Source organism: Pseudomonas mendocina (assembly GCA_037482215.1).
In the GTDB taxonomy this organism is placed as follows: Bacteria; Pseudomonadota; Gammaproteobacteria; order Pseudomonadales; family Pseudomonadaceae; genus Aquipseudomonas; species Aquipseudomonas mendocina_E.
On record CP148074.1, the window covers coordinates 774307 to 800516 of the forward strand.

The window sequence follows — 26210 nt, forward strand, 5'->3', positions numbered from 1 at the left end:
CAAATCAGACCATCAACCGGCACTGCCGTAACCTCGGGCCATCAAAACCGCCAGTGTGGGAATGATCAGCAACAGCAGCAGTTCAAGACGGATCACCCACTTCACCCCAAGGGCTATATTGGCGCTGACCTGTGGAACACGCCCTGCCTTCAGCTCGTTGCGCCAGTTGATAAAGACAAAAGTCGGCAGGGCAGAGATAAGGCCCACCACGAGAAACAAGCCAAATTTGCTCAGAAACAGGCTGTTGTTCAGGTAATAACTCAACCCTTTTCCGTACCAGATTACTCGCGCCAGCCCGGTCATCAGCACCACCCCGGCAGCAACACCGTAGGACAAGTCGGTGATGATCAGACGGCGCCCACGGCTCAGCGTCAGCGGTTTGCTGAACAGCACGTATTCGGTGATCAACAAGGCCAGCAGGGCGAATACTGACAGGTAGTGCGCATACGCTACGGTTGCTTGGGTCATGGGTGAGTTCTGCGTTGTCAGGCAGTGGCAGGCGGCGCAAACCACTGGTCGCGCCGGGTCAGCCGGTAAGCATAAGCGCCTAACGTCACGCTGCGAAGGGCCATAAAACTCAGGAATGCCAGCCACAGCCCATGGTTGCCCAGCGGCTGCAAGGCCAGCGCTAAGGGCAGGCTCAGGAGCAGGGAGAGGACCATGGCATTGCGCATTTCCCGGGCGCGGGTGGCGCCGATAAACAGCCCGTCGAGCAGATAGCTCCAAACGCCAATCATGGGCAGCACGGCCAGATAGGGCAGGTAGATGTAGGCGGTGGCGCGCACGTCTTCCATGGTGGTCTGCATTTGGATGAACCACTGCCCGCCAAACAGGAAGAACAGCGCAAACAGGGCGCTGGCCAGTACGGCCCAGCCACCGGCGACGATCAAGGTGCGGCGCAGTCCGTTACGGTCCCGGGCGCCCAGTGCATGGCCACACAGTGCCTCCAGTGCGTGGGCCAGACCGTCGAGTGCATAAGCCGCGAGCATCAAACCATTGAGTATCAGCGAGTTGGCAGCAACGGTGGCATCACCCAGCCGGGTGCCTTGGACGGTGACCAAAAAGAACACGGATTGCAGGGCCAGGCTGCGGATAAAGATGTCGCGGTTAACCGCCAGCAGCGGTCGCCAGTTCATCCAGCGCTTTAATGCTGTGACGTCCAGCGCCCCGCTGTAATTGCGCAAGGTTTTGCGTGCCAGCCACAGCCCCAGCAGCATGCCGCTCCACTCAGCGATCACGGATGACCATGCGGCCCCGGCTACACCCCAGTCGAAACCGAGTACGAACAGTACATCCAATCCGGCGTTGGTCAGGTTAGTCGTCAGCAGAACTGCCAGCGGGCCTCGGGCATTTTGAGTGCCGAGTAACCAGCCGACCAGGGCGAAGGTAGTGAGTGCGGCAGGCAGGCCGAACAGGCGGATGTGCAGGTAAGTGCGTGCCTGATCATTCAGGTCGGCAGAGGGATTCATCAGGTTTAGGGCTGAGCCACTGAACAGCAGCGCCAGTAGAATCAGCACAGCGGCAAATACGCCACCCAGCATTAAACCCTGTACCAGAACCTGACGCAGCGCGCTGCCGTCATTGCGTCCCGCAGCTTGCGCGCTGAAGCCCGTGGTGCCCATGCGCAGAAAGCCCACGACCCACGTCAGCAGGGTGTACAGGCTGCCGCCCACGGCTACCGCCGCTAACTGATGGGCATGGGGCAGGCGACCGATCACCGCACTGTCCACCAGCGCCACCATGGGCACAGAAAGGTTGCTCAGAATCATCGGCGCAGCCAGCGCCCATACCCGTTTGTGGGTGGGGGCGTGCTGCCAGGCTTCACGGAGGGCGTTCATCCAGTCTGCTCTAACCATAAAAACGCCAGTTTAGAGGGCTTGGATGACGAAAGGTTGATTAACTGTGTTCGCTGGGATCAGTGGTCAGTCCGGCTGTGTGTCAGGGATCAGATTAAGCAAGTCTGTGGACCCCGGATCAATGCCCATCTGATACAGCAAGGTAGTAGCCTGCCCCCGGTGATGGGTCTGGTGATTGAAAACGTGCGTCAATAAGGCATACAGGTTACGGGTGGACTGGATGCCCTTCATGTTGGCGTAGGACATTTCGTCATTTAGAACTTCTACAGGTAGGTCATCGACAAAGCGGATGATCAGCCTATCCAGCCAGACGCGGTATTCCTGTAACGCTCTCAGGTCGGTGTAAAACAGGGTGTCGAGACGGTTTGGAGCCGGGATGTTGGTGAGCTCACTAAGCAGAGTGGCACAGGCTGGATGGTAGGCTATGCGCTTAAGCCAGATGGTGTCTGCCACTGCAAGGTGATTCAGGGTGCCAAACAGCGAGCCGAAAAATGCGCCTTGGTCCGCTTTGAGCTGTTCTTCGCTTAATTGTGACGCACTGGTGTAGAGCTTCTGGTTCATCCACTGGTTGTACTCGGCCAGCAATTTTAGGTGCTCGATGCTGTTCATGGCGGGACCTTGGTATGTGTGAGGGTAGCCTTTCCTGTCTTTCTAATGCTGGCGAAACAATGCACAGCCATTGCTTAGACTGTCACCTCTACGCTGGCTGAACCAGCGTGCTGTTGCTCTATAAAAACGCAACTTGAGTCGACTATAGTGTCGACACTTTATTTAGAGCCTCCGCGGAGTTCGTAGCGATGCAGAAGAAAGGGATACTTCTGGCACTGGTATTAGGCTTACTCAGTGCTTGTGACTCATCTACAGAAACCGGGACGGAGGCCACTGCAACACCTGCTGCGCCTGTGGTGGCTGAGGCGACAAAAGCTAAGCCGGACAGCAAGGCGCTGGCTGAGCGTTATGCCGGGCGTGATCTTTCTGTAATCGACGTTTCCGAGGTGCAGCTGGACGGTGCCAGCACGCTGTCGGTGACCTTCTCGGTGCCGCTGGATGCCGATCAGAAACTCGCAGACCGCTTGCATCTGGTCGACAGCAAAGACGGCAAAGTGGACGGCGCCTGGGAGCTGTCCGATAACCAGATGGAAGTGCGCATGCGCCACCTAGAGCCCAAGCGCAGGCTGGTGCTGACGGTTGATGCCGGGCTCAAGGCGGTAAATGGCGAGAGCTTGGGCAGTGAGTTTGTGGCTCGTCTGGAAACCCGCGATATCGAACCCACCGTTGGCTTTGCCAGCCGGGGGTCGCTGTTGCCCGCACGCCTGGCCGAAGGCCTGCCGGTGATCGCGCTGAATGTGGATAAGGTCAACGTCGAGTTCTTCCGCATCAAGTCCGATGCCTTGCCGAGCTTCCTTAACCGCTGGAATCAATCCGGCATGCTGGATAACTGGGAGTCCCGCGAGCTGTTGCCGATGGCCGATCTGGTCTACACCGGCCGCTTCGATCTGAACCCCAAGCGGAATACCCGCGAAACCCTGCTCCTGCCGATTGGCGGTGTGGACGCTTTTAAAGAGCCGGGCCTGTACCTGGCGGTGATGCGTCAGGCCGGGACCTACAACTATTCCCAGCCCGCCACGCTGTTCAGCCTGAGCGATATCGGCCTGTCGGCCCGCCGTTATCAGGACCGCCTGGATGTGTTCACCCAAGCACTGGAAGGCGGCAGCGCCATCAGTGGGGTCAACCTTGAGGTTGTGGATAACAAAGGCAGCCTATTGGCAGAAGGCAAGACCGATTCAGACGGCCACGCCGAGCTGCCGCTTCCTGCCAAGGCCGAGCTGGTCATTGCCCATAAAGACGGCCAGACCAGCCTGCTGCGCCTGAATACCGCTGCGCTGGATTTGTCCGAATTCGATATCACTGGGCCCAAAGCCCACCCGCTGCAATTCTTTGTGTTTGGCCCGCGCGATCTGTACCGCCCCGGCGAAACCGTACTGCTCAACGGCCTGCTGCGCACCGCTGACGGGCGCAAGGTCAACAACCAGCCGGTCAACGTCGAAGTGCGCCGCCCGGATGAGCAGGTCAGCCGCAAGTTTGTCTGGCAGGCGGATGAGTCCGGCTTCTATCAGTACCAGCTGCAACTGGCTGATGAAGCGCCTACTGGCCGCTGGAAACTGTTGCTTGATCTGGGCGATGGCAAGCCGCAGTTGTATGAATTCTCCGTGGAAGACTTCCTCCCCGAGCGCTTGGCGCTGGATCTGAAAAGCCGCGGTGAAACGGTCGCATATCGCCCGGATGAAAGCGTCACCTTCGACGTCACAGGTCGTTATCTCTACGGCGCGCCGGCCTCGGGCAATCGCCTGAGCGGCCAGCTGTATGTGCGCCCGGCCCGCGAGGCGGTGGAAAAGCTGCCCGGCTACCAGTTCGGCTCCGTCACGGAAGGGGAGTTGAGCGAAGACATTGAACTGGACGAGATCAAACTGGACGACGACGGCCACGGCCAGATTCATCAGGAGAGCCGCTGGAGCGAGGTTAAATCCCCGCTCAACCTGACCCTGCAAGCTAGCCTGCAAGAGTCCGGCGGTCGCGCGATTACCCGCCGTATCTCTCAGCCGGTATGGCCTGCTGACCGCCTGCCGGGTGTGCGTGGTCTGTTCGATGGCGAAGAAGTCGACGCCGACGGGCTGGCCGAATTTGAAGTGTTGGTCGCCGACATCAACGGTAACAAATTGGCCGCCAATGAGTTGAAAGTGCGATTGGTGCGCGAGCGCCGCGACTACTACTGGAACTACTCCGAGAGCGATGGCTGGAGCCACGGTTACACCGAGAAGTACCTGAATCTGGCTGAAGAAACCGTCGCCGTGCAAAAAGACGGCACGGCCAAAGTCAGCTTCCCGGTGGAGTGGGGCCCGTATCGGGTTGAAGTGATCGACAGCCAGACCGGCCTGCTCAGCAGCCTGCGTTTCTGGGCCGGTTACCGCTGGCAGGATAATGCCGAAGGCGGCGCGGTGCGCCCGGATCAGGTCAAACTGGCGCTGGATAAACCGGCTTACGCCGATGGCGACAAGGCGCAGGTGACTGTCACCCCGCCCGCGGCAGGTAAGGGCTACCTGATGGTGGAGTCCAGCGAAGGGCCGCTGTGGTGGGAAGAAATCGACGTACCGGCTGAAGGCAAAACCTTCTCCGTACCTGTGGATAAAGCCTGGGCGCGGCATGACCTGTACATCAGCGCACTGGTGATTCGCCCCGGTGAGCGCAAAAGCAACGCCACCCCGAAACGTGCCGTGGGCCTGCTGCACCTGCCGCTGGACCGCAACGAGCGCAAGCTGGCGCTGCAACTGAACGCTGCCGAGCGTATTCGCCCGAATCAGCCGCTGACGGTCAACGTCAAAGCGCAGAAGGCTGACGGCAGCCCTGCCGAAAAAGCACGGGTGCTGCTGGCTGCGGTGGATGTGGGCATCCTCAATATCACCGAATACGCCACGCCTGATCCGTTCACTGGTTTCTTCGGCCGCAAGGCTTACGGTGCCGATCAGTTCGACGTGTACGGGCAACTGATCGAGGCCGGTCAGGGCCGGGTGGCTTCACTGGCCTTCGGTGGTGACGGCGAAATGGCCGCTGGTGGCAAACGCCCGAATACCACGGTGCAGATCGTTGCCCTGCAAAGTGAGGCGGTGACGTTGAATGAGCAGGGCGAGGCGCAAGTCACCCTGAACATCCCCGACTTCAACGGCGAGCTGCGGTTGATGGCGCAAGTGTGGGATGAAGAAGAATTTGGCGTCGCTGAAGCTAAGACCGTTGTAGCCGCACCGCTGGTGGCTGAACTGGCCGCACCGCGCTTTATGGCCGGTGGCGACCAGACCCGCGTCGCGCTGGACCTCAACAACCTCTCCGGGCAGGTGCAGAACCTGACTGTTCTGGTGTCGGCCACAGGCCAACTGGCGCTGGAAAACGGCCAGGCCAGCCAGAGCCTGAGCGTCGCCCTGAAAGACAAACAGCGCAATACCCTGAAAATCCCTGTAACGGCCCGCGGCGGTTACGGCGAAGGGGTGATCAAGGTGGAAGTGCAGGGCCTGCAATTGCCGGAGGGCGCAGCTCCGTTCAGCCGCCAGTGGCAGATCGGCGTGCGTCCGGCGTTCCCTGCGCAGTTGCAGCAGTTCCGCGCGGTGATCAAAGACGAAAACTGGACCCTGCCGCACAGCGCTGTGGAGTCGTTTGAACCGGCCGGGCTGGAAGCGCGTCTGGCCTTGTCCAGCCGCCCGCCGCTGAACATCGGTGAGCACATCCGGGCGCTGAAAGCCTATCCGTATGGTTGTGCTGAGCAGACCACCAGCGGCCTGTATCCGTCGCTGTATGCGGACAATGCATCGCTCAAACGTCTCGGCATAGAAGGCGAGCCGGAAGAAAAACGCCGTCGCTCCATCGAAATAGGCATTGATCGTCTGCTCGGTATGCAGCGCCACAACGGCAGCTTCGGCATGTGGGGCGCGGACAGCGAAGAGGCCGCGTGGGTCTCGGTGTACGTCACCGACTTCCTCCTGCGTGCCCGCGAACAGGGCTTTGGCGTGCCAGATGAAGCGCTGAAAAAAGCCAGCGATCGGCTGCTGCGTTACCTGCAAGACAGCAGCGTGGTTGACCTCGGCTACAACGACAACAACGCCCATGCCCGCTTTGCTTTGCAGGCCTATGCCGGTTACGTACTGTCGCGTAGCCAACAGGCGCCGCTTGGCTCTTTGCGTAGTTTGTATGATCGCCGTGGCCAGAGTGCGTCCGGCCTGCCGCTGGTGCAACTGGCGATTGCCTTGCAGAAAATGGGTGATAAACCCCGGGCTGACAAAGCGTTGCAGGAGGGCCTGAACGCTCGCCGTAATACCCGCGACTGGCTGGGGGATTACGGCAGCTCGCTGCGTGATCAGGCACTGATTCTGGCTCTGCTGGAGGAGAACAATCTGGCGGCGAACAGCCGCGATCAGCGCCTGTTTGAGCTGTCAGACGAAGTCGCCAGCCAGCGCTGGTTGTCTACGCAGGAGAGCAATGCGCTGTTCCTCGCCGGTCGCAACCTGCTCAACAAGCCAGAACCGAACTGGAGCGCCAACCTGCAAAGCGGCAGCCTGAGTTTTGACTTGGGCAATCAACAGAGCGGTGTGAAGCTGGATGGCAAGGATCTGGCTGCGCCGTTCACCGTTACTAATACCTCGGCCAATGCAGCGGAAACGCCGCTGTACCAGCAGCTGACCCTATCCGGCTACCCGACCCATGCGCCGGTGGCTTCCGGGCAGAACCTGTCCATTGGCCGCCGCTATCTGGATATGCAGGGCAACCCGCTGGATATCAGCAACCTGCGCAGTGGCGAGCTGGTGCTGGTACACCTGTCGGTCCGCGCCAACCAGCGCGTGCCGGATGCGTTGGTGGTGGACTTGCTACCCGCAGGCCTTGAGTTGGAAAACCAAAACCTGGCGCAAAGCTCCGCCAGCCTGGAAGACGCCAGCAGCGCCATGAAAGAGGTGCTGCAGCAAATGCAGGAGGCCAACATCAAACATCAGGAGTTCCGCGCGGATCGCTACGTGGCAGCGGTGGATGTAGACGACTATCAGACCACTCATCTGCTCTACCTGGCCCGTGCTGTAACGCCGGGCAGCTACCGCGTACCGCCACCACAGGTTGAGTCCATGTACCGGCCAAACTGGCAGGCCGTGGGCACATCGCCTGGGGTGATGAACGTGTTTGAGCGCTAACGCGCATTAGCACTGACCGGGGCCTGTCTGAGTACAGGCCCTCGTCATTTATGGCGACTTAAGAAGACAAAAAAGGCGCCTATCAGTTACCTGATGAGGACGCCTTTGTTCAGATCCCGATGCTCCAGGAAAAGGCCATCGTCGGTGACAGCCACGATCTTAGATTTGTGCCAGAGAATTAGCAGATTGCATGCCAACTCTCTGGGCGCGTGTTTCCACGTCATTACGCCGCAGAAAGCCTGTTCAACACGCAAATGATGCACTGATGCAGTGCTCTACGTCTTTTGATGGTGCACGTAATGGCGGCTTAGGAGATCAACCCGCTGAGCAGCCATAAACCGAGCAGCAACCAGATGATCCCGGCGATAAATGATTTGCGCATGAATGCGCGAATCCCGAGGTACAGCAGCCACAGGCCAATCACTAACACGACAATACTCAGCAGCGAGGGCGTTACGCCCAGAGCATTCGATAGGCCAGTGATAAAACTGCTGATGATGCTGCCCAGTGCGCTGAATACGGCGCCGATGTTCTCAACGATAAAGCGGATAAACGTACCGACCGCCTCGCCGAGGGTTTCGAAAAAACCATCCACTGTCTTCGTTCCTTAATTACTGTGTTGTCTGCAAAGTGGGCGCGAAATAAGGCCGTCATTTGACACAATGCGTGCGTTGTTGTCGATTGCGACTGTTCCACTTATCTCAACTGCATGACTCAAGGATTGATCGGCTTGAATGGTCTTCGCACATACGCCCCTCAGAGTGCCCGCTGGTTACTCCGCCCCTGGCTGGCGGTGCCGCTGTTGGTGCTGGGTGTATTGCTGGTGGCCGACCGCCTGTTCCCGCTGCCCTTGCCTGGGGATGATCTGGCCCGTGTGGTACTGGCTGAAGACGGCACGCCGCTGTGGCGCTTTGCAGATGCCGACGGTGTTTGGCGATATCCGGTCAGCCCGCAGGAGGTTTCGCCTTATTACCTTGAGGCGCTGCTGACTTACGAAGACCGCTGGTTCTATAAGCATCCGGGGGTAAACCCGCTGGCGCTGGGGCGGGCGGCGTGGCAGAACCTTAGCGGTGGGCGCGTATTGTCCGGCGGCAGCACCTTGTCGATGCAGGTGGCGCGCCTGCTTGATCCCCATGCGCGCAGCTACGGCGGCAAGCTCAAGCAGCTGTGGCGCACGCTGCAACTGGAGTGGCATCTGTCCAAGGATGAAATCCTTACCCTATACCTCAACCGTGCGCCGTTTGGCGGCACGTTGCAGGGTGTGGCGGCGGCCAGTTGGGCTTATCTGGGTAAATCACCTGCGCAGCTGACCCGCTCGGAAGCCGCGCTGTTGGCGGTGCTACCGCAGGCACCGAGCCGCTTGCGGCCCGATCGTCACCCGCAACGGGCACAGGCTGCGCGGGATAAGGTGTTGCAGCGTCTGGCGGAGTTTGAGGTATGGCCGCAGGCGGCAGTGGCTGATGCGATGCAGGAACCGGTGATTCTGGCGCCGCGTCAGGAACCTCGGCTGGCCCCTTTGCTGGCGCGACGGTTGAATAAACCCAACAGCCCGCCGCTGATCCGTACCACAGTGGATGCAGCCTTGCAACTGCGTCTGGAGGAGTTGCTGCTGGGCTGGCGGGCGCGCTTGCCGGAGCGCACCTCAGCGGCGATTTTGGTGGTGGAGCATTCGACCATGGCGGTGCGGGCCTATGTCGGTTCGGTGGATATTGCCGACGCCAAGCGCTTTGGCCATGTCGATATGATCCGCTCGATCCGCTCACCGGGCTCGACCCTGAAGCCCTTTCTGTTCGGTATGGCGCTGGATGAAGGGCTGATCCATTCCGAGTCGCTGTTGCAGGATGTGCCGAGGCGCTACGGGGATTATCGCCCTGGCAACTTCTCATCCGGCTTCAGTGGTCCGGTGGCGGCCAGTTCGGCGTTGGCGCGTTCCCTCAATCTACCGTTTGTGCAATTGCTGGAGGCTTACGGGCCGAAACGCTTTGCCGGGGAAATGCGTGCAGTCGGGGTACCGTTGCGGATTCCGCCACTGGCGCAACCGAATCTGGCACTAATTCTCGGCGGTACCGGCAGTCGGTTAGAAGAACTGGTGGCTGGCTACAGCGCGTTTGCCCGCGGTGGCAAGGTCGCCGCTGTGCGTTTGCAGCCAGATGATCAGTTGCGTGAGCGGCGCCTGTTGTCGCCGGGGGCTGCGTGGATCACCCGGCGCATTCTCAGTGGTCAGGCGCGGCCAGATCGTGATCCGACCACGGCGCTGTTGGAGCGCCCGCAACTGGCTTGGAAGACCGGCACCAGCTACGGCTTCCGTGATGCCTGGTCGATTGGCGTGGCGCCGCGTTACCTCATCGGTGTATGGATTGGTCGTCCTGATGGCACGCCGGTGCCCGGTCAGTTTGGCCTGGCCTCGGCTGCCCCGCTTATGCTGCAAGTGCATGATCTGTTGAGTAACCGCGATAACCAACGTGGTGATGCATTACCGGCTGATCCGCAGCCATCCTCCCTCGGTGTCGCTGCTATCTGCTGGCCGTCCGGGCAGGCGATGGATAAGAGCGACCCCAACTGCCGTCAGCAACGTTTTGCCTGGACGTTGGACGGCACCACACCGCCAACATTGCTGGCGCAAGACCAGCCACTGGGACGGGGCCTGCAGGAAAGCTATTGGGTCAATACGGCGGGCTTGAGGGTTGATGCAGCCTGTGCCGGTGCCAGCGAGCGCACGCTGGTGCTGTGGCCGGCAGCGTTGGAGCCATGGCTGCCACGTCGTGAACGGCGCCTTGCACGTTTGCCAGCGGCGGATGGGCAGTGCCCGCCGAGACTCATCGGTGCGGTTGCGCCATTGTCGGTGGTTGGGGTGAAAGAGGGTGATCAGTTGCGCCGCCCAGCTTCCAGCCGCGAGCCGCTGCAACTGCGGCTTTCTGCCGTGGGAGGGAGCGGGCGGCTGTGGTGGTTTGTCGATGGCCAGCCGGTGGCTGAGACAACAGCGGAGGGTGCATTTGACTACGGCTTAAGCCGCGTTGGGCGCTATCAACTGAGTGTGCTGGATGAGTCCGGGCAGACCGCGCAGGTTCAGTTCAGCCTTGTCGAGTAGGCTGAACTGCACGTGCCTGTGGATCAGGCCATGATCAGCGAATTGCGGCCTGAGTTTTTGGCTATGTATAACGCTGCGTCGACGCGTTTGTAGAAAGCCTCTGAGCTGCAGCCTTTTTCTGGATCAAAGCAGCCGACACCTACGCTGGCGGTGAGTACGATTTGCGCACCTGAAACTTCAAAAAGTTCACGGGCCAAGTCGGCACGGAATTGATCGGCCATGGCTTGTGCATGTTCCAACTGGGTGTTGGGCATAAGCACGCCGAACTCTTCACCGCCCAAACGCAGTAAAGCATCGCTAGCCCGGCGGAAGTGCGAACGCATGCGCTCAGCAAACAGACTCAGGCACTCGTCCCCACAGGCATGGCCATGGACATCGTTAATCTGCTTGAAGTGGTCAATGTCCAGCAAAATCAACGAAAGTGGTTGGCCCTGACGTTGTGCAGTCGCCACCAAGTTGGGGAACAAGCTGTTGAACTGATAGCGGTTGCCCAGTTGGGTCAGGCTGTCGGTGCGGCTGAGCTGGTCCAAATGTTCCTGTTGGCGCAGCAACTGCAGCTCCATGTTCAGCGTGCGGTGATAGCCCTTGTGCTTATTTTGCAGGGCAAACAGCAGGAAGTTCATGTAGGCCAGCAATGAAATCAGCAGCGGGTATTGCTCTCGCCACTCGATGACCAAGCAGGTGATCGGTGGTGCATAAATCAACATCAATGCTGCGCAGACTGGCAGTTTGCGCATACCTAAGTTGAAAACAATAGCCGTACTCAGCGCCACCGTGCTGAGGGTGGCGATTATTTCTGACTTGCCGAACAGGTTGTTGCTCAGGGCGACCGCGTTGAGCAAGCCCCATCCTAAAGCAGTGGCAAAAATAAGCCCCCATTGGCGTTTGAGCCAACGCTGGAGCGTGGCTTCGTCATGCAGCTTGGGAGGCTTGTGGACGAGGTACAGGCACAGCAGCAACACCGACATGGCAATCCCGGCCAAGCCAGGAACAAGTAGTGCTCCGGGGGCATCACTAAACAGCCACGTCAGTGGCCAGGCCAGAAAGTAGTAAACGCCCGCCATCGCGGAGCGGCTATGGGTGTCCTGCACTTCCCGCCATAGAGCAAACTCAGCGGGGTTACGAGGGACTTTACGCAGGGGCATGAGAATCAATCACACTAAAGACTGATGCCAGCATACCTGTTTCGCCAGAAAAAAGCTGTCAAAAAGCCATCATTTTAGACGAGCGTGACACCAGTGTTTGCACAGTGCTTAGACGGCCCTGCCAAGTTGGAACATGGGGCGGGATATGAGGAGCAAGCCTAGGCCGCTATTTTCAGCGTTGTTCAACTGCGGCGAATTAGCCAGATTCCACCGATAATAAGGATCAGACCGCCAATTTTGCCAAGGCTGATGGGGGATTCGCGAAAGCCTACCCAGCCGTAGTGATCCAGCAGCATAGCGACAGTCAGTTGTCCGGCAATCACCAGGGCCATAAACAGCAAGGCTCCGACCCTGGGCCCTGCAAACGCAGCCGTGGCGATAAAAAATGCCCCCAGCAGGCCACCACTCCAGTGCCACCAACTCAATCCTTTAAAGGCAGCAAGAGAGGGCAGTTCACGCTGCCAGAGGGTGAGACAGAGTAATGCTAGTGAGCCGACTAAAAAGGAAATCAGCGCAGCGGCCAGAACACTAGAAAGGTGTTTAGCCAGCTGTCCGTTAATACCCGCCTGCAAGGGCATCAGAGCACCTGCCAGCAACGGAAGGACAAGCAACCACCAAGGCATTGCAGGCATTAGGCAGACTCCTGAAAAAGGGCGGCGAATTATGTCGCAAAATGCTTCAGGATGCTCTTACCAGGGGAGCTCGGTATCCTGGTAGTCGACGAACGCACAGTGGTTACGTCCGATGTGCGAGGTAATGACCTGAACGATGCCCTGAGCGCTTTGTTCAACACTCAGTGTAGCGTTTGGCCCTCCCATATCCGTTCGTACCCAGCCGGGGTGAATGGCCAGCAAGCTCCAGGGCAGTTGCTCAAACGTGCTGCTCCAGCTCAGCAGAAGGCTGTTTAAGGCGGCCTTGCTCGCACCATAGAGTGGCATTGCCTGGGCATGGTTAAGTTGTAAGCTGCCCATTTGCGAGCTGGTGAACCCGATTACACCACCTTCTGTAATGGAGGATGTGAGCTGCTGGGCAAGTGCTACAGGGGCCACGGCATTGACCTGAAACAAAGCACCGATTTCGCTTGCATCAGCTTGTTTCGGGTCCTGGTGTGCCGGGCCATAAACCCCAGCATTAAGCAGAGCAGCTTGCAGCTTCTGCTCATCCAGCGCCTGTTTGATCACGTGCGCGGCATCCGCTTGGAGCAGGTCGCACTCAATCAGTTGAATCTGGCTTTCGTATTGTCTGGCCAGTGCAGTCAGCTGAGGGCTGTTGTGCAGTGAGCGGGCCACTGCGTGCACCGTCCAACCTGCGTCAACAAACGCTTTACTCAGACCAAGGCCAATACCTCGGGATGCACCAACTATCAGAATTTGGGGGGGAGACGCCATGTTGTAACTCCTTGAGAGCGGGGTTCACACGTTGATTCTACTCAGTGCCGAAAAGGCGGTTATCTGCTTGTCGTCGATTTCTTTGGGGGACTTATACCCTCATGGCCAAGCTTGGTGGGCGGTTGGCATAACAACGTGTGGAACTAAGGTATAAATCCGGTCTATCTGCTTATACCGTGGTGTATGGGGATAGTTCGATGGATGTGTATTAAGGGATTAAGGAGCGTGTGGCGTTATGGAAAAACTGTTGACCTCATTTGTAATTGGTTTAGCACTAGCGTTTTCTGCTTTGCCGTCATTGGCGCTTGACCAGCAGGAGAGGCCTCAGCACTGGGGAACACTGGTCAGTGAGACGCACAATTTCTACCAAATGAGCCCTTGGGTGTTTCGCAGTGAACAACCCAGCGCTGCTCTGGTTGAGCAGTTAAAGGCGCACGAGATCTCCGTGGTCATTAATTTACGCTCCCGTGACAAGGACAAGGAGGTGCTTTCTTCTGATGAGTTCAGGCGAGTGCATATTCCTATCCACACTTGGGCTATCTCTCGGGATGACTTGCTTCGCGTCATGAAGGCCATGCGCGACGCGCAGGTGGCCAATGAAAAGGTGCTGATTCACTGTTACCACGGTTCGGATCGAACCGGTGCCAGTGTTGCCATGTACAGGATCATCTTCGAGGGTTGGTCGATTGAGGATGCTCTCAGAGAGATGAAAAAAGGCGGTTATGGCTTCCATCCGATCTGGATCAATATCGAGCGGCTGTTTACCGCCGAGAACGTGGATTGGATTCGACAACAGTTGAGCGTGAGGTCGACTGCACAGGTTAAGGCTCAACCGTAAACGTGCAGTCAATACGGCAGTTATCTGTTGCTTTGTGCATTCTCACAGCTAGGTTTATTCGTAAACGTCCTAGACACATCCACCGCCCCTAAGTGTTCCAAAGTGCGGCGGCCGATAAGTACGGGGTAGAGCATTTTCCCGCGGTTTTTTAGGGAGAACTGTTCGTTGTAGACCTGATTGCCAATACACAGGCTCATGACCACCACCGGGCGACGTTCGGAGCCGCCAGCACCTCGGACTTTGACGTTGCGTTCTACCCGGCGCTCGAAGGGGATGCTTACGTCTTCGCCGGTTTTGCTGTCTTTAACCTCGACATTGAAGCGTACCCAGTGCTCGCCGTTCTTTTCGAAGCGTTCCAAGTCTTTAGCATCCATGGAGGAGGTCAGGGCTCCGGTATCCAGCTTGATCTTCAAGGTGACTTTTTCCGGCATCAGCTGGCCTTCTTCAATCCAGCCAAAAACCTTTGTCGGCTTTTCCGCCGCCGCCAGACACAGTGGTGCCATCAGCAGTGACAGCGCCAATACGGCAATACGTTTGCATAAGGTGTGAGTCATAACCGATTCCTTAGTAAGAGCGTTCCGCACTCTGCACTGTTAGACGTGAAGAAATCGTTAAGGTGCGAAGAGACGACTGGTTTTATAAATAACGATTTATTCACACTTGCCCGGCTAATCTCGCCGCGCCCCAACGGGCAAATTCACTCAGGTCGTAAGTGAGGGGCGGAAATGGGGCGTGGATTGAAACAGTGGTGGTGGAAAGGGTTGGGACTGTTTGTCCTGCTTGTGCTGGCAATTGGTGCCTACCCAGCCTGGCGACACCTGCATCCTGTTTCCGCCGCTGATGGGTGGGCTTACAAGGTATTTGCCGACAAGATTCCCATGGTCAGTGCCTTGGCTATGGATGAGCGAGTGGGGTTGTACCTAAGCCAGGAGTTCACCAGCCAGCGCGGCAAGATCCTGTTGCGCAAACCCAATGGTGAGATGAGTGAGGTGCTGACCGGGCTTTCTAAGCCTGATGGTTTAGTCATGTTCAACGGCTCTCTGATCGTTGGGCAAGAAGGGGGTGCCTTACCGCTGCTGCTGGATCAGAGTGGTAACGTGCAGAAGCTGTTTGATGCCGACAGTATTGAAGGTGTGGCGACCGATGGGCGTCTCCTCTATGCCATTGAAGATCGCAAGCAAGATGGGCGCTTGTTCAGTTACGACCCGCAAACGGCTGAAGTGAAGGTCCTGCGCGAAGGGCTGGTTCAGGGTGAGGGGATTGCAGCCTGTACGGACGGCGCGATTTATTACACTGAGAAGACCCATGGTCTGGTGAAACGTTGGAACCCGGACGGTAACGACTCCGTGGTGGCCAGCGGTCTGAATGCTCCGGGTTATGTGGAGTGTTCGAGTGATGGCTTGTGGATAACGGAAGATGCCACCCATGGTGCCCGCCTGTTGTTGCTGGGGGCAGATGGGAAGCTGCTGACGGTGCTGACTCACCTGCGTTCTGCGCAGACCATTATTGAGCTTGAAACCGGCCACTACCTGCTGTCTGAGCAGGGGCGTGGACGGATTCTGGACGTTTTCCGCAGCCCCAGCGCCTAATGCTGCTGCGCTGATTCAGAGGGTTTTGCTGAACTGGATCAGCGCGACGCGCTCATCGCCCCGGCTACGTTCTGTGACCGCCACAGGGCTGTACCCCATCTTGGGATACAGCAGCAGGCCAGCGCTGTTGCCGTTAAAGCAGGACACCCGCAGTTGTTTGGCGTGGTAATGCTGCTGAGCCAGTTGTTCCATCACCTCAATCAGATACTGGGCCACGCCTTTGCCTCTAGCCCAAGGGGCGATCATTAGATTGCCCAGGGCGCAGTAGCCGTCGTATTGCCATTGGAAGAAGTTGGAAAACCCGGCGACTTTACCGTCGACCAGTGCCACGGTGCAGTCACGACGTTCAGCCATTGTGGCGGCCAGTTGGCCGATGGTCAGCGGCCAATGCCCTTTGGGGTAGCTGTAGAAGAGTTCGTCCGCGTTTTGCACAAAAGCGATAACGTCTTCAAGGTCGCTGGCGTTTACGGGGCGATGGCTGAAGTGCGGGTTATGGCTCATTGCAGTGTCCTTAACGTGGTGGGTATTGGCTCAGTACGTCTGTGACTGCTTTGCGAATGGCTGCGCTGCGCTCGGCAGGGCCGGGTTGGTTGTTACGCAGCACTTCTTGTGTGCTGCCACGCCAGACTAGTTTGCCGTCCTTGCCATCGAAGAGATCAATTTGCAGGGTGCCGACCTGGTAATCCAAGGTGCGGGTTTCAACGTAGCCGGTTCCGCCCCAGTATCCCCATGGGTAGCCCCAGCCTGCATTGCTACTGGTGATCTGCTCCTGACGGTTATCCACAATAACCCAAGCTTGTACCTTGAGGTCGGCACTGCTGCCTTGTGTCGCAGGGCGCAGGCCCCGCTGTTCAAGTTGCTCGTTGACGGCGTACTGGATGCGTTGGCTGGTCAGATCACTGGTGAGGCGAGGGTCGGTCGGTTTGAACTGCACCGGGGTTTCAGCCCAGCTGAAGCTGCGGTAGGCGGCAAAATCACGGTTTGGATCAAAATCGCGTTCCAGCTGCAGGTTTTGGCAGGCACTGAGTAATAGAACAAAGGGAAGAAGCAGTAGCGACTTGCCCATGGCAGTCTCCTGATATCAATAGGGGGGATAATCATCTAGCGCCAGTTTCACGGCTTGATGCAGCGTCTGGCTGCGCTGGTTTTTGTCAGCAAGGGATTCTGCGCTGGTGCTCCACAGTAACTGCTTGCTTGTACTGTCGTAGAACTCGATGCGCACCACCAGCACGTCTTCATGGTAAGTGCGTACTCGCGGGGCGCTGCCCCACATGCCATAGCGGTCACCGTAATAGTCATGGCCGTAGTAACCCCGACCATAGTAGCCACCGTAATCATCTACCACCTGACGCAGGCGTTGTTCCTGGCGCAGTTCGGTCTTGATCAATAGGTCGCTGGCAGCATCGCTTTGTTGCGGGCGAAGGCCGCGCTGGTCGAGGGCGTTGCTCACGGCTTGCTGAATGTCTTCTGAGCTGGCCCAGTTGGTTGCCGCTGGTAACTGCTGCCAACGCCAGCTGCGGTAGCGAGCGAAATCACGGGGAGTAGCCGGGTAGGCGCTGCGGTCTAGGTGCTGCGCGGCCGAGGCTGGCGCAGGTGGCAGCGGTTTACCGTCTGCCACATAAGGGTTCTGGCTCTGGCAGGCGGTCAGGCTGATCAGCAGTAATAACGCACCGAGCAGTTTCATTGCGGTTTCCTGCTGCCTATGGGCAGCGATTGGAATCAGTTATGAACGTTTAGTGGGTCGGCAAATCCAGTGCAGATACCGTCCAAGCCCGGCAAACGCCGGATGGCGACGGTGTGCCAGTTCCATCTCCAGCAGCTCGGACAGCTCAGCTTTGGCTTGAAAGGGCTGCGGCATATAGTCGTGGAAAACACGCACGCCACTTTGGCTTTCGATATGCCAATCGACCTCAAGTCTGGACGCCAGTTCACGTGGGTCGAGTGGTTTTTGCGGCGTCAGGCTCTGTTTTTCACCCGCATACTCTTCCTTGCGCAGTTTGCGGAAGTGGCCTTTGAGCAGGTTGCGGTAAATCAACGCATCTTTGTTATAGAACGCCAATGACAGCCAGCCTTCAGGCTTACACAGCTGGTGCAGTACCGGCAGGATGGTGTGAGGTTCGGCAAGCCATTCCAGAACAGCATGGCAGACCATCAGGTCGTACGGCTCGTGCAGCAGATCAGGCAGTTCTTGCCATGCCGCCTGAATAAACTGGGCCTGTTGACCGGCAGCGGCGAAGCGCTCGCGGGCACCTTGCAACATGGGCTCGGCCGGCTCCGTGACGGTGATGCTGTGCCCCTGTTGTGCCAGCCACAACGACATGTGGCCAAGACCTGCGCCAATATCCAAGACGCGCAGGGGGCGATCGGGCAGGGCTTCTTTAAGGTCTGCCTGCAAAACGGCGAGTCGGATTGCACCCTTGGCGCCACCGTAAATCTTCTCGGCAAAGCGTGTGGCAAGTTCGTCAAAGTGGCGATCAGACATGAGCAAAGCGCCTTTCACTGTCGGCCAGCTTGGCCCGTACAACTTCATTCATGTCCAGCCCAAGTTCGCTGCACAGGAGTAGGAGATAGAGGACGATGTCACCGACTTCCTGGCCAGCATGGGCCAGTTTCTCAGCGGGTAACTGGCGTGACTGGTCTTCAGTCAGCCATTGGAAAATCTCCACCAGCTCGGCCATTTCCACGCTGGCGGCCATGGCCAGGTTTTTCGGGCTGTGAAACTGCTTCCAGTCGTTACGATCACGGATGGCATGCAGGCGTGCGGTTAGTTCACTGATATTCATGGGCGCTCCAAGCAAGAGCGCATAGCTTCGGTCTTTGCCGACCTGTCTTCAAGTCGGCAAAGCTCCTAACGTTTACGGGTAACCGCTTTCGTTCGGGTTGCTGGTGATCTCCATCACGCGCCATACGTTGGCGTACATGCTCTCTTGGGAGAAGGTGATGCGGCCTTTGCCTTTGTACAGGTTGACCACGCGGGCAATGTCCTTGCCTTTAAAGTTAAAGGGAATCCATGCCTTGCCGGTTTGGTGCGAATAGGTGGCGGTCGGCGCGCCTAGCAGGGCGTTGACCTCATCCATGCTCATGCCTTGGCGAACGTTGGAAAACGCACCCGTGCCGCTCACGCTGACGGTACGCGCCGGGGCTGCTGCCGCCGTGGTGTTGGCGGCAGGTTTGCCCTGGCCATTGCGATAAGCGTTGAGGTTCACACTGCCTGCTACGTAGGTTGAGGCACCTGCGCTCAAGCTGCTCGCTGCTTTCTGGCAGTGGCGATTCATTTTGCGGTTATTGGAGTTGGCAACCACTTCGTCCAGCACGGCTTTATAGCGGCCGTTACCAGAGCTGGCCAGCGCCTTACACACCCATGCCAAGGCATCGCTGGTGGTGTTGTCGGAGGCGTTGCGATAGCGCTGTAACAACACTTCGGCTGCTACGTCCAAGGTTTCAACATCGCGGTAGCTACTGTGGTAGATGCTTTGTGCTGCATCACGGATGGACACGGCACCACCTTGCACCAGTTGGTCCACGTAACGCTGGCCGGAAGGATCAAGGGCAAAGGTCGTTGCGCTGCTGCAGCACAGGGCTGAGGCGATAATCAGGCGTTTCAACATGGAGGGCTCGCTGGCTTATAGGTATTTGTTGGCAGGTGAGTCCGTAGTCGTCAGGTGTTCGTAACCCGACGAACGGTATTGGCGCCCGGAAAGATAAAGTCCGCGGAGCAAAACGCCAACACTTTAGGTGTGGACTTTCTCACTTTTTATCGCGATTTAGAGCCGTGTTCCACTCGTTCAGTCTTTTATTTGGTTCTATGGTGCAGTTTTAAGGCGGCTACCTCGCTGGCCTGTCTTGTTCGACAATGACCCAAGCTTCAAGAGGGCTGGCCCTGGGCCCAATGTGTAGCTTCGTCTTGGATTGGTTAAACTGTGATTCAGGTCACGAAAATAGCTAGCGGTAAATAAGAGGACTGCCTGATGAGCAACCGGGATGTTGAATGCCAGCTTTACACCTCTGCAGATTGTCCTGTGGTCGATGGTGTGCGCCAGATTTTGCGCATCCGTGCACGGGGAGCAACTATTGGTGGTGGACTGAGTGTTAATCGGGTACTACCAGACTCACAGCGTAAGCTGATTGGGGCGTGGTGCTTTCTTGATCACGCAGGTCCTGCTGAGTTTGATGATGCTGAGGGCCTGGACGTTGGGCCGCATCCGCATAGCGGCTTGCAAACGTTTACCTGGATGATTCGTGGAGAAGGCTTGCACCGCGACAGCCTAGGTAACGAGCAGCTGATTCGTCCGGGACAGGTGAACCTGATGACGGCTGGCCGCGGCATTGTCCACACAGAGGAGTCTCCAGAGGGCGAACGCCATCTTCACGCCGCGCAGCTGTGGATCGCCTTGCCTAAGGCTGATAAAGACTGTGCCCCCGCGTTCGACCATTACCCAGATTTGCCTGTCTGGAGCGATAACGGCCTGCAATTCACCGTATTGGCTGGGACATTTGAAGGCCGTGAGGCGCCGACACGGATTTTCTCACCGCTGGTGGGCGTCGACCTGACCTGGCAGGCCACCGCCAGCAGTCAGCTTAAGTTGGAAAAAACGTTCGAGTACGGCGTTCTGGTGCTTGAAGGTTCTGTGCAAATCAACGGTGAGACCTTCGCGGCCAATGAGCTGGCGTTTGTCGGGCGCGGCCTGACTGAGATGGATGTGCAGGCCGAGCAGGGCGCCAGAGCGCTGCTGTTGGGCGGTGTGCCCTTCGACAGTCCGATTTACCTGTGGTGGAACTTTGTCGGGCACAGCAAGGAAGACATCCAGCAAGCACTGGCTGGCTGGAACAGTGAAAACACCGAGCGCTTTGGGCTTGTCCCTGGTTACAAAGGTGAACGGCTAAAGGCCCCGCGCCTTCCGGATTGATCGCTCAGTCGACTTTCCGGACTCAGGGATCGAGATCCGATGCAAGCTTATATTACGTATTTCAAGGCGGTATTCAGGCCCAATCAGGCTGCTTTTCTGTTTGCCTTGCGCACGACCCTGGCCGCACTGCTGACGCTTTACCTGTCATTCATTTTTGATCTGGCGGAGCCGAAGTGGGCGGTCATGGCTGTATTCATCGTCAGCCAACCCCTGGCGGGCATGGCCCTGCAACGTAGTTTCGCTCAAGTCATTGGGACCACGGTGGGGGCGGCGGTGGCGGTTGCCATCATGGGAGTTTTCCCTCAGGCGCCTCTGCCATTTCTGGTCACGCTGTCGTTGTGGCTCGCGTTTTGTACTGCTGGTGGAACACTGCTGCGCTACACCAACTCCCACGCTTTTGTGCTCAGTGGATTTACGGCTGTAGTCGTCGCTTTGCTCGCCGTGCCTGATCAACAGAACACGGTGATGCTGGCTGTAACGCGGGTGACTGAAACCTTGCTCGCCGTAGTGTGTGTCGCCGTGGTCAGTTTGCTGACTGCACGTCCAGGTGCGGTGGCCCGAGGTTATTTCGCCAAGACTGATCACCTGATCAAGTTGATGGCTGAGCACGCCGCACAAGTGATTCGCACCGATGAGAGCGATGCGGCTTTCCAGCAACGGCAAATGCAACTGCTGGGCGAGATTTCTGCCCTTGAGGGGCTACGCCGCCACCTGTATTTCGATGCTCCCAGGCTGCGCAAAGCAAACGCAATGGTGCAGTTGTTGCGTAACCAGTTGGTATTGCTGACGTCCCGGCTCACCGTGTTACGGCACCAGCGCATCCTTATCAAGGATCGTTGGGTCGGTGATCTTCCTGAAGAAATTCAGCGGCTGCGGGCTGATGAGGTCGCTTTTCTTGAGGAGCTGGCTCTGCATGGGCGATCTCTGCCGCACGCATCCAGGGAGAAATTCAAAGAGCTCCAGCAGCGCTTTGACGAGCTGGCTCAGCGAGCAGAGAACCTCAGTGATCCGATACCCGATCATCTGCGCTCATTGGCTTGGGCGCTGCGTTGGGAGCAGGCAAGGCTGTTGCAGCAACTGGATGAGATTCTGCAATTAAGCGATGCCATCCAGAGTGGACATGAGGCCAATTGCATCTATCCAGAGCAACTTAGTAACCCGTTGTATATGGATTACCGGCTTGCGGGCATGAATGCCGTAAGGGCCTTCATCGCCTTGATGACGGCTGGTCTGGTGTGGATCGAAACAGGCTGGGATGGCGCGCGAGGCGGGATCATTTTGGTGGGTGTACTTTGCTCACTGATGGCCACCTTCCCTCGGCCCTTGTTGGCCAGCCAGAACTACGTGCGTGGGTTTGGTCTGGCGGTGGTGGTGTCGGCGGTCTACCAGTTCGCGCTGTTACCGTCAGTGGGCGACATCGAAATGCTGGTGATGTTTCTCATCCCCTTGCTGTATGTGGTCTCAGCCGGTTTGGCGAGTCCGCTTACGGCGGGTATTAGCATGGGGCTTGGCCTCTCAACCTTTCTAATGGTCGGGCCGCAGAACATTACCGTTTGGCATAACAGCGCCATGCAATGGCTCGAGTTTATCGGGGCATACACCTTTGCCGGTGTGCTCTCGTTGCTGGTCTATATGCTGGTTTTCCCTTTCAACCCGCTGCGCCGTATTCAGCGTTTGTACCGCGAAAGCCGTGCTCAAGCTTGGGCATTGTTGCAGTCACCTGACGGGGATGCCCCGCGTTTCGCTTTCGAGAGCCGCATGGTCGATCGCTTGACGATGATGCTCGGCCTGTTGCCGTCCGTAAGTGACCCGCAGGGCAAGCGCTTGTATGAGGTCAGCCTGGCCTGTATGTCGGTTGGTCTGGCCCTTCATCAACTTAAGCAGCAGGCCATCAATGGGGATTACCTGGGCAGTGAGCTTAAGGCGCGTTTGCACGCGATGGTCGATCAGGTAGGCGCATTGATGATCAATCGTCAGCTGATTGATCACGTCAGGCTGGCGACTGACTTGCGTCAGTTCGGCGCCGAGTTGGATCAACGCCATAGCGCGGCGATTGCCACTGTTCAGCAGCAACTGTGGTCGTTGTTTCGCATCAACGTTGCACTGCTAATCGTGGCGTCGTTTATCGAACGCTACAGCGATTTCATGCAGCCAGACCCGCAAGGAGAGCCGCAACTTGCCCATTGATTTTGAAATTGGCGGGCTTTACCTGCCACCCCTTGCCCAGGCCATTTTGTTGGCTTTGCCGATCTTTTTTGTACTGGATTGGTTGGTCCGCAAGACAGGGCTTATGAAGTTTGTCTGGCATGAGGCTCTTTTCGAAGGAGCGTTGTACACCTGCGTTTGTGCAGGGGTGATTTTGTGGATGGGGAATGTATGAACATCAAAAAACTGGCCGCAATGCTGATCACCTTGCTGGTATTGGCACTCGCCTTGGTACTTGGCTGGTTTGCCTGGGAGCATTACACCCGTTCGCCGTGGACGCGGGACGCCCGGGTGCGGGCGGATGTGGTGACGCTCTCGGCGGATGTCTCGGGGCGTATCGTCAGCCTGCCACTGCACGATAACCAGCATGTGGATAAAGGCCAGCTGCTGTTGCAGATCGACCCTGAGCCCTATCAGTTGGCCGTGGAGCGCGCGCGCCGATCTGTCGATGTGGCGCAAGCCAGTCTCGGTCTGGCCCAAGCGGCTATCAGTTCCAGTACCGCGCAACTGGCTCAGCGCCAAAGCGAGGAGCGCCGGCGAAAGGTGCTGGCGCAGGCTTCGTCGGTATCCAGGGAAGAGTGGGAGCGCTCGCGCACTGATGTCAGCGTGGCGCAGGCTGAGTTGTTACGGAACCAGGCCGACCTGGGCTTAGCCGAAGCCAATGTGCAGCTTGCCGTGGCCGCGTTGCACCAAGCGGAACTCGATCTCAAGCGTACCCGGGTTATTGCCCCGGTCAGTGGCTATGTCACCAACCTGCTAACCCGCGAGGGCGACTACGCCACGGTTGGCAGCGGCTTGCTGGCGCTGGTGGACAGCGCCTCGTTCTATGTCAGTGGTTACTTTGAAGAAACTAAGTTGCCTCACGTTGTTGAAGGCCATCGTGTGCGCATTCAGTTGATGAGTGGCGAGACCTTTGACGGCACGGTGGAGAGCATCGCTTACGCCATCACTGATCGCGAAAACTCACCGGGCAGCCGCCTGTTGGCCAACGTTAATCCCAGTTACACCTGGGTCAAACTGGCACAGCGTGTTCCTGTGCGAATTAGCATTGACCCTGATTATGCCGGCAAGGAGCGACTGCGCGCCGGGACCACTGCCACCGTAACGGTGTTGGATGAAGATGCAAAAGGACAAGGATCGCCCCATGAATAACTGCACTCGAAACCTGATCTGCGCCAAGGCTGTATTGGGTATCAGCCTGGTTTCGCCAATGGCCCTGGCTGATAACTCGATGGACCAGCGCGATGACATCAACAGTGATGTGAACGTGCGGCAAAAAGCAGAAATGCAGGTGACGCCGGGTTTCGTTGAAGGATCTTCGTTTCGCGGTCTGCTGCGTAACTACTATCAGACCCGCGATAACCATGAGTCAGGTAGTCGCGATCCTAAAGAGTGGGTGCAGGGTGTGTTCCTCTCGTTTCGCTCGGGCTACACCGATACGCCGATTGGCGTCGGCGTTGATGTGCATGGCTTCTATGGCCTGAAGCTCGATGGCGGTGGTGGCTCCGGCGGGGTGCTGGCGATGCCGCTTAACAGCAAGGGGGAGCCTGAGTCGCAATTCTCCGCTGCGGGAGCGGCCCTTAAATTTCGGGGTTTCGGTAGCCTGATGATTGCCGGTGACCAGATTGTCGAAAACCCCGTTGCTGGTGGCGGCATGGGGCGGGTGTTTCCGCAAACCCTGAGGGGGATCACTCTGCGCAATTATTCAGTGGAAAACCTGACGCTGGATACGGGCTGGGTGGATGCGTTTCGCCTGAGAAATCAGAGTGGCCGCAGCGATCTTGTGAGTAACTATGGTTCGCGTAACAAGGCCGGTGTGAGGGCTGATACTGATAGTTCTTCGCTGTCTTGGCTGGGGGCTTCCTATCACGCGCCAGAGTCTTTTTCGTTACAGGTCTATAGCGGCCGACTCAGTGATATCTGGCAGCAAACTTACGCGGGGATTAGTTGGCCGCTTCAGCTGACTCCGCAGTGGAGCCTCACCCCGTTCGCCAACTTCTACCATACCCGTGATACGGGCAGCAGCCAGCTTGGGCGGATCGAGAACGATACCTACAGCGGTGGCCTGACATTGGCTGGTCACGGCCACAGCTTGGCGTTCAGCGTACAAAAGATCGACGGCAACACGCCGTTTGACTACCTCAGCCAGTACGACCGCTCGTTCCTCTATCTGCCTAACTCCCAGCAGTACTCTGACTTTAACGCACCGGGCGAGCTGTCCTGGAAGCTGCAATATGCGGCCAATCTGGGCTTTATCGGAGCGCCAGACTTCCAGTTCACCGCCTCCTATGCGCGGGGTGAGGCAGATCTGACGCGGGTTGATCCCAATAGCAAAGGCTATGGCTACATCTACAACGCTGATGGCAAAGACGGCAAACACTGGGAACGGGACATTGGTTTGCGCTATGCCGTACCTTCGGGCAAAGCCAAGGGCATGACGGTCACCGCGCGCTGGGCAACGCACCGCAACGGCCAGGGTTACACCGCATCCGGCAACACCCGTGGTAATGCGGACGCGGATGAATACCGGGTGGTGGTGGATTACCCGTTCAGCATCTTCTAAGTGAGACTGGCAGGCTAACCATCGGGGCAGCCTGCCTAATCCCTACGCCAGTAGCCACTGAAGTGGCTTTGGCCTTTATCCCCTGTTATCGAAAACTGCCCCTGCGCAGCATCATCACTGGCCTGTAAATGCACTTGGCTGGGCAACAGCACCGGCTTTTGAAAGCGTACCCCTACTTCATACCCTGCCTTGGGCAAGCGTTCGCCCAGCTCCGCCAGTGCGCGGCCTTTGTTCCACAGCCCGTGGGCGATGGCGCGGGGGAAGCCAAACAGTTTGGCAGTCAGGGCAAACATATGGATCGGGTTGTAATCCCCGGCGATCCGCGCATAGCGACGGCCGATATCTGCAGGGGCTTGCCAACTGGTGAGGGTGGTTTGTGGAAGGGGCTCCTCATTTACGTGCTCAGCGGGCGGCTGATCCAACTTGATCGAGCGGCACAGGTAGCGGCTGTCGCCTTGCCAAAGTAGGCCCAGTTGATCGTGTAATTGGCACAGCATGCTGAAGGTCACGCCTTTGGCGTGGGGCTGTAAATCTTGTAGCTGCACAGTTAGGGTGAACGGGCCCAGTCCAGCCAGGGGGCGTACTACACGGATGTGATTTTCCAGGTGAACCAACCCCAGCAGCGGAAAGGGGAAGCGCTTATCGGTCAGTAACTGCATCTGCAAGGGGAAGGTCAGCAGATGAGGGTAGGTGGCCGGAAGGTGATGTTCGTCGGTGAATCCACAAATCTTGCGGTAGCGTTCGAGGTGTTTGGTATCGACCGTAACTGGGCAGCGGACACCCAGCGCAGGCAGCTCACACCCGGTCACCTTACGGCGTAATAAGGCGCCGATAAAAAATCCCGCCAGACCGGCTGGTGCCGGAAGATCGAGCCATTCTGTGGTCATTCGTAAACTCCTGTTAACCGG

24 protein-coding genes are annotated in these 26210 nt (G+C 57.9%); 9 read left to right on the forward strand and 15 right to left on the reverse strand.

The genetic code is table 11. The features are described 5' to 3' along the window. Window positions 1-12: 12 nt before the first annotated feature. From WG219_03465 to WG219_03475, 3 genes are all read right to left on the reverse strand, one after another. Complete coding sequence (locus tag WG219_03465) at window positions 13-468, reverse strand: DUF2214 family protein (GenBank protein ID WXL26549.1); 456 nt, start codon at window positions 466-468, stop codon at window positions 13-15. A 17-nt stretch (window positions 469-485) separates the two neighbouring features. Further along, window positions 486-1838 (reverse strand): MATE family efflux transporter, encoded by a 1353-nt coding sequence (locus WG219_03470; GenBank protein WXL26550.1) that lies wholly within the window; start codon window positions 1836-1838, stop codon window positions 486-488. Window positions 1839-1922: 84 nt separating this feature from the next. Next, a complete protein-coding gene (locus WG219_03475; GenBank protein ID WXL26551.1) occupies window positions 1923-2465 on the reverse strand; it encodes a DinB family protein in 543 nt (180 codons plus the stop codon). A gap of 188 nt (window positions 2466-2653) precedes the next feature. Between WG219_03475 and WG219_03480 the strand changes: the two genes are divergently transcribed. Beyond that, window positions 2654-7579 (forward strand): alpha-2-macroglobulin, encoded by a 4926-nt coding sequence (locus tag WG219_03480; protein ID WXL26552.1) that lies wholly within the window; start codon window positions 2654-2656, stop codon window positions 7577-7579. 307 nt (window positions 7580-7886) lie between these two features. Here WG219_03480 and WG219_03485 read toward each other — a convergent pair whose 3' ends face one another. Next, window positions 7887-8174: a hypothetical protein gene (locus WG219_03485; protein ID WXL26553.1), complete on the reverse strand. Its 288-nt coding sequence runs from the start codon at window positions 8172-8174 to the stop codon at window positions 7887-7889. Between the two features lie 198 nt (window positions 8175-8372). On the opposite strand from WG219_03485, the gene pbpC reads away from it, so the two are divergent. Then, entirely contained in the window at window positions 8373-10667 is a 2295-nt protein-coding gene (gene pbpC, locus WG219_03490; protein ID WXL27929.1) for a peptidoglycan glycosyltransferase PbpC, read from the forward strand. Window positions 10668-10690: 23 nt separating this feature from the next. On the opposite strand, the gene WG219_03495 is transcribed toward pbpC, so the two are convergent. The 3 genes from WG219_03495 to WG219_03505 all read right to left on the reverse strand — a co-directional run bounded on the left by WG219_03495 (window position 10691) and on the right by WG219_03505 (window position 13200). After that, window positions 10691-11812, reverse strand: coding sequence for a GGDEF domain-containing protein (locus tag WG219_03495; GenBank protein WXL26554.1), 1122 nt, complete (start codon window positions 11810-11812; stop codon window positions 10691-10693). Window positions 11813-11994: 182 nt separating this feature from the next. Next, the gene (locus WG219_03500; protein ID WXL26555.1) at window positions 11995-12444 is read right to left on the reverse strand and encodes a DMT family transporter; all 450 of its coding nucleotides are present in this window, start codon (window positions 12442-12444) and stop codon (window positions 11995-11997) included. A 57-nt stretch (window positions 12445-12501) separates the two neighbouring features. Next, a complete protein-coding gene (locus WG219_03505) occupies window positions 12502-13200 on the reverse strand; it encodes an SDR family oxidoreductase (protein WXL26556.1) in 699 nt (232 codons plus the stop codon). Window positions 13201-13435: 235 nt separating this feature from the next. Between WG219_03505 and WG219_03510 the strand changes: the two genes are divergently transcribed. Then, complete coding sequence (locus WG219_03510) at window positions 13436-14038, forward strand: dual specificity protein phosphatase family protein (GenBank protein ID WXL26557.1); 603 nt, start codon at window positions 13436-13438, stop codon at window positions 14036-14038. Window positions 14039-14058: 20 nt separating this feature from the next. Here the strand turns inward: WG219_03510 and WG219_03515 are convergent, their stop codons facing one another. Continuing rightward, window positions 14059-14541 carry an ATP-dependent zinc protease gene (locus WG219_03515; protein WXL27930.1) on the reverse strand — a complete coding sequence of 161 codons (483 nt, stop codon included), beginning with the start codon at window positions 14539-14541 and terminating at the stop codon, window positions 14059-14061. Window positions 14542-14763: 222 nt separating this feature from the next. On the opposite strand from WG219_03515, the gene WG219_03520 reads away from it, so the two are divergent. Beyond that, entirely contained in the window at window positions 14764-15627 is an 864-nt protein-coding gene (locus WG219_03520) for a hypothetical protein (protein WXL26558.1), read from the forward strand. A 15-nt stretch (window positions 15628-15642) separates the two neighbouring features. Here the strand turns inward: WG219_03520 and WG219_03525 are convergent, their stop codons facing one another. The 6 genes from WG219_03525 to WG219_03550 form a co-directional block, all read right to left on the reverse strand. Further along, a complete protein-coding gene (locus WG219_03525) occupies window positions 15643-16128 on the reverse strand; it encodes a GNAT family N-acetyltransferase (GenBank protein ID WXL26559.1) in 486 nt (161 codons plus the stop codon). Window positions 16129-16138: 10 nt separating this feature from the next. Next, entirely contained in the window at window positions 16139-16693 is a 555-nt protein-coding gene (locus tag WG219_03530; protein ID WXL26560.1) for a DUF4136 domain-containing protein, read from the reverse strand. A gap of 15 nt (window positions 16694-16708) precedes the next feature. Then, entirely contained in the window at window positions 16709-17311 is a 603-nt protein-coding gene (locus tag WG219_03535; GenBank protein ID WXL26561.1) for a DUF4136 domain-containing protein, read from the reverse strand. A 39-nt stretch (window positions 17312-17350) separates the two neighbouring features. After that, on the reverse strand, window positions 17351-18109 hold the full coding sequence (locus WG219_03540) for a methyltransferase domain-containing protein (GenBank protein WXL26562.1): 759 nt from the start codon (window positions 18107-18109) through the stop codon (window positions 17351-17353). Next, window positions 18102-18410: a MazG-like family protein gene (locus WG219_03545; GenBank protein ID WXL26563.1), complete on the reverse strand. Its 309-nt coding sequence runs from the start codon at window positions 18408-18410 to the stop codon at window positions 18102-18104. The genes WG219_03540 and WG219_03545 overlap by 8 nt, the downstream gene beginning before the upstream one ends. Window positions 18411-18482: 72 nt before the next feature. Further along, window positions 18483-19235 carry a hypothetical protein gene (locus WG219_03550; GenBank protein WXL26564.1) on the reverse strand — a complete coding sequence of 251 codons (753 nt, stop codon included), beginning with the start codon at window positions 19233-19235 and terminating at the stop codon, window positions 18483-18485. A 360-nt stretch (window positions 19236-19595) separates the two neighbouring features. On the opposite strand from WG219_03550, the gene WG219_03555 reads away from it, so the two are divergent. The 5 genes from WG219_03555 to WG219_03575 are packed head-to-tail and all read left to right on the forward strand — an operon-like array spanning window position 19596 to window position 25302. Then, window positions 19596-20534, forward strand: a complete 939-nt coding sequence (locus tag WG219_03555) for a pirin family protein (GenBank protein ID WXL26565.1) — start codon at window positions 19596-19598, stop codon at window positions 20532-20534. A gap of 39 nt (window positions 20535-20573) precedes the next feature. Continuing rightward, window positions 20574-22721, forward strand: coding sequence for an FUSC family protein (locus WG219_03560; GenBank protein WXL26566.1), 2148 nt, complete (start codon window positions 20574-20576; stop codon window positions 22719-22721). Beyond that, entirely contained in the window at window positions 22711-22914 is a 204-nt protein-coding gene (locus WG219_03565; GenBank protein ID WXL26567.1) for a DUF1656 domain-containing protein, read from the forward strand. Before WG219_03560 ends, WG219_03565 begins: the two co-directional genes overlap by 11 nt. Further along, a complete protein-coding gene (locus WG219_03570; protein ID WXL26568.1) occupies window positions 22911-23891 on the forward strand; it encodes an HlyD family secretion protein in 981 nt (326 codons plus the stop codon). The genes WG219_03565 and WG219_03570 overlap by 4 nt, the downstream gene beginning before the upstream one ends. Beyond that, a complete protein-coding gene (locus WG219_03575; protein WXL26569.1) occupies window positions 23884-25302 on the forward strand; it encodes an OprD family outer membrane porin in 1419 nt (472 codons plus the stop codon). The genes WG219_03570 and WG219_03575 overlap by 8 nt, the downstream gene beginning before the upstream one ends. Window positions 25303-25337: 35 nt before the next feature. On the opposite strand, the gene WG219_03580 is transcribed toward WG219_03575, so the two are convergent. Then, on the reverse strand, window positions 25338-26189 hold the full coding sequence (locus WG219_03580; protein WXL26570.1) for a MaoC/PaaZ C-terminal domain-containing protein: 852 nt from the start codon (window positions 26187-26189) through the stop codon (window positions 25338-25340). Between the last annotated feature and the right edge of the window lie 21 nt (window positions 26190-26210).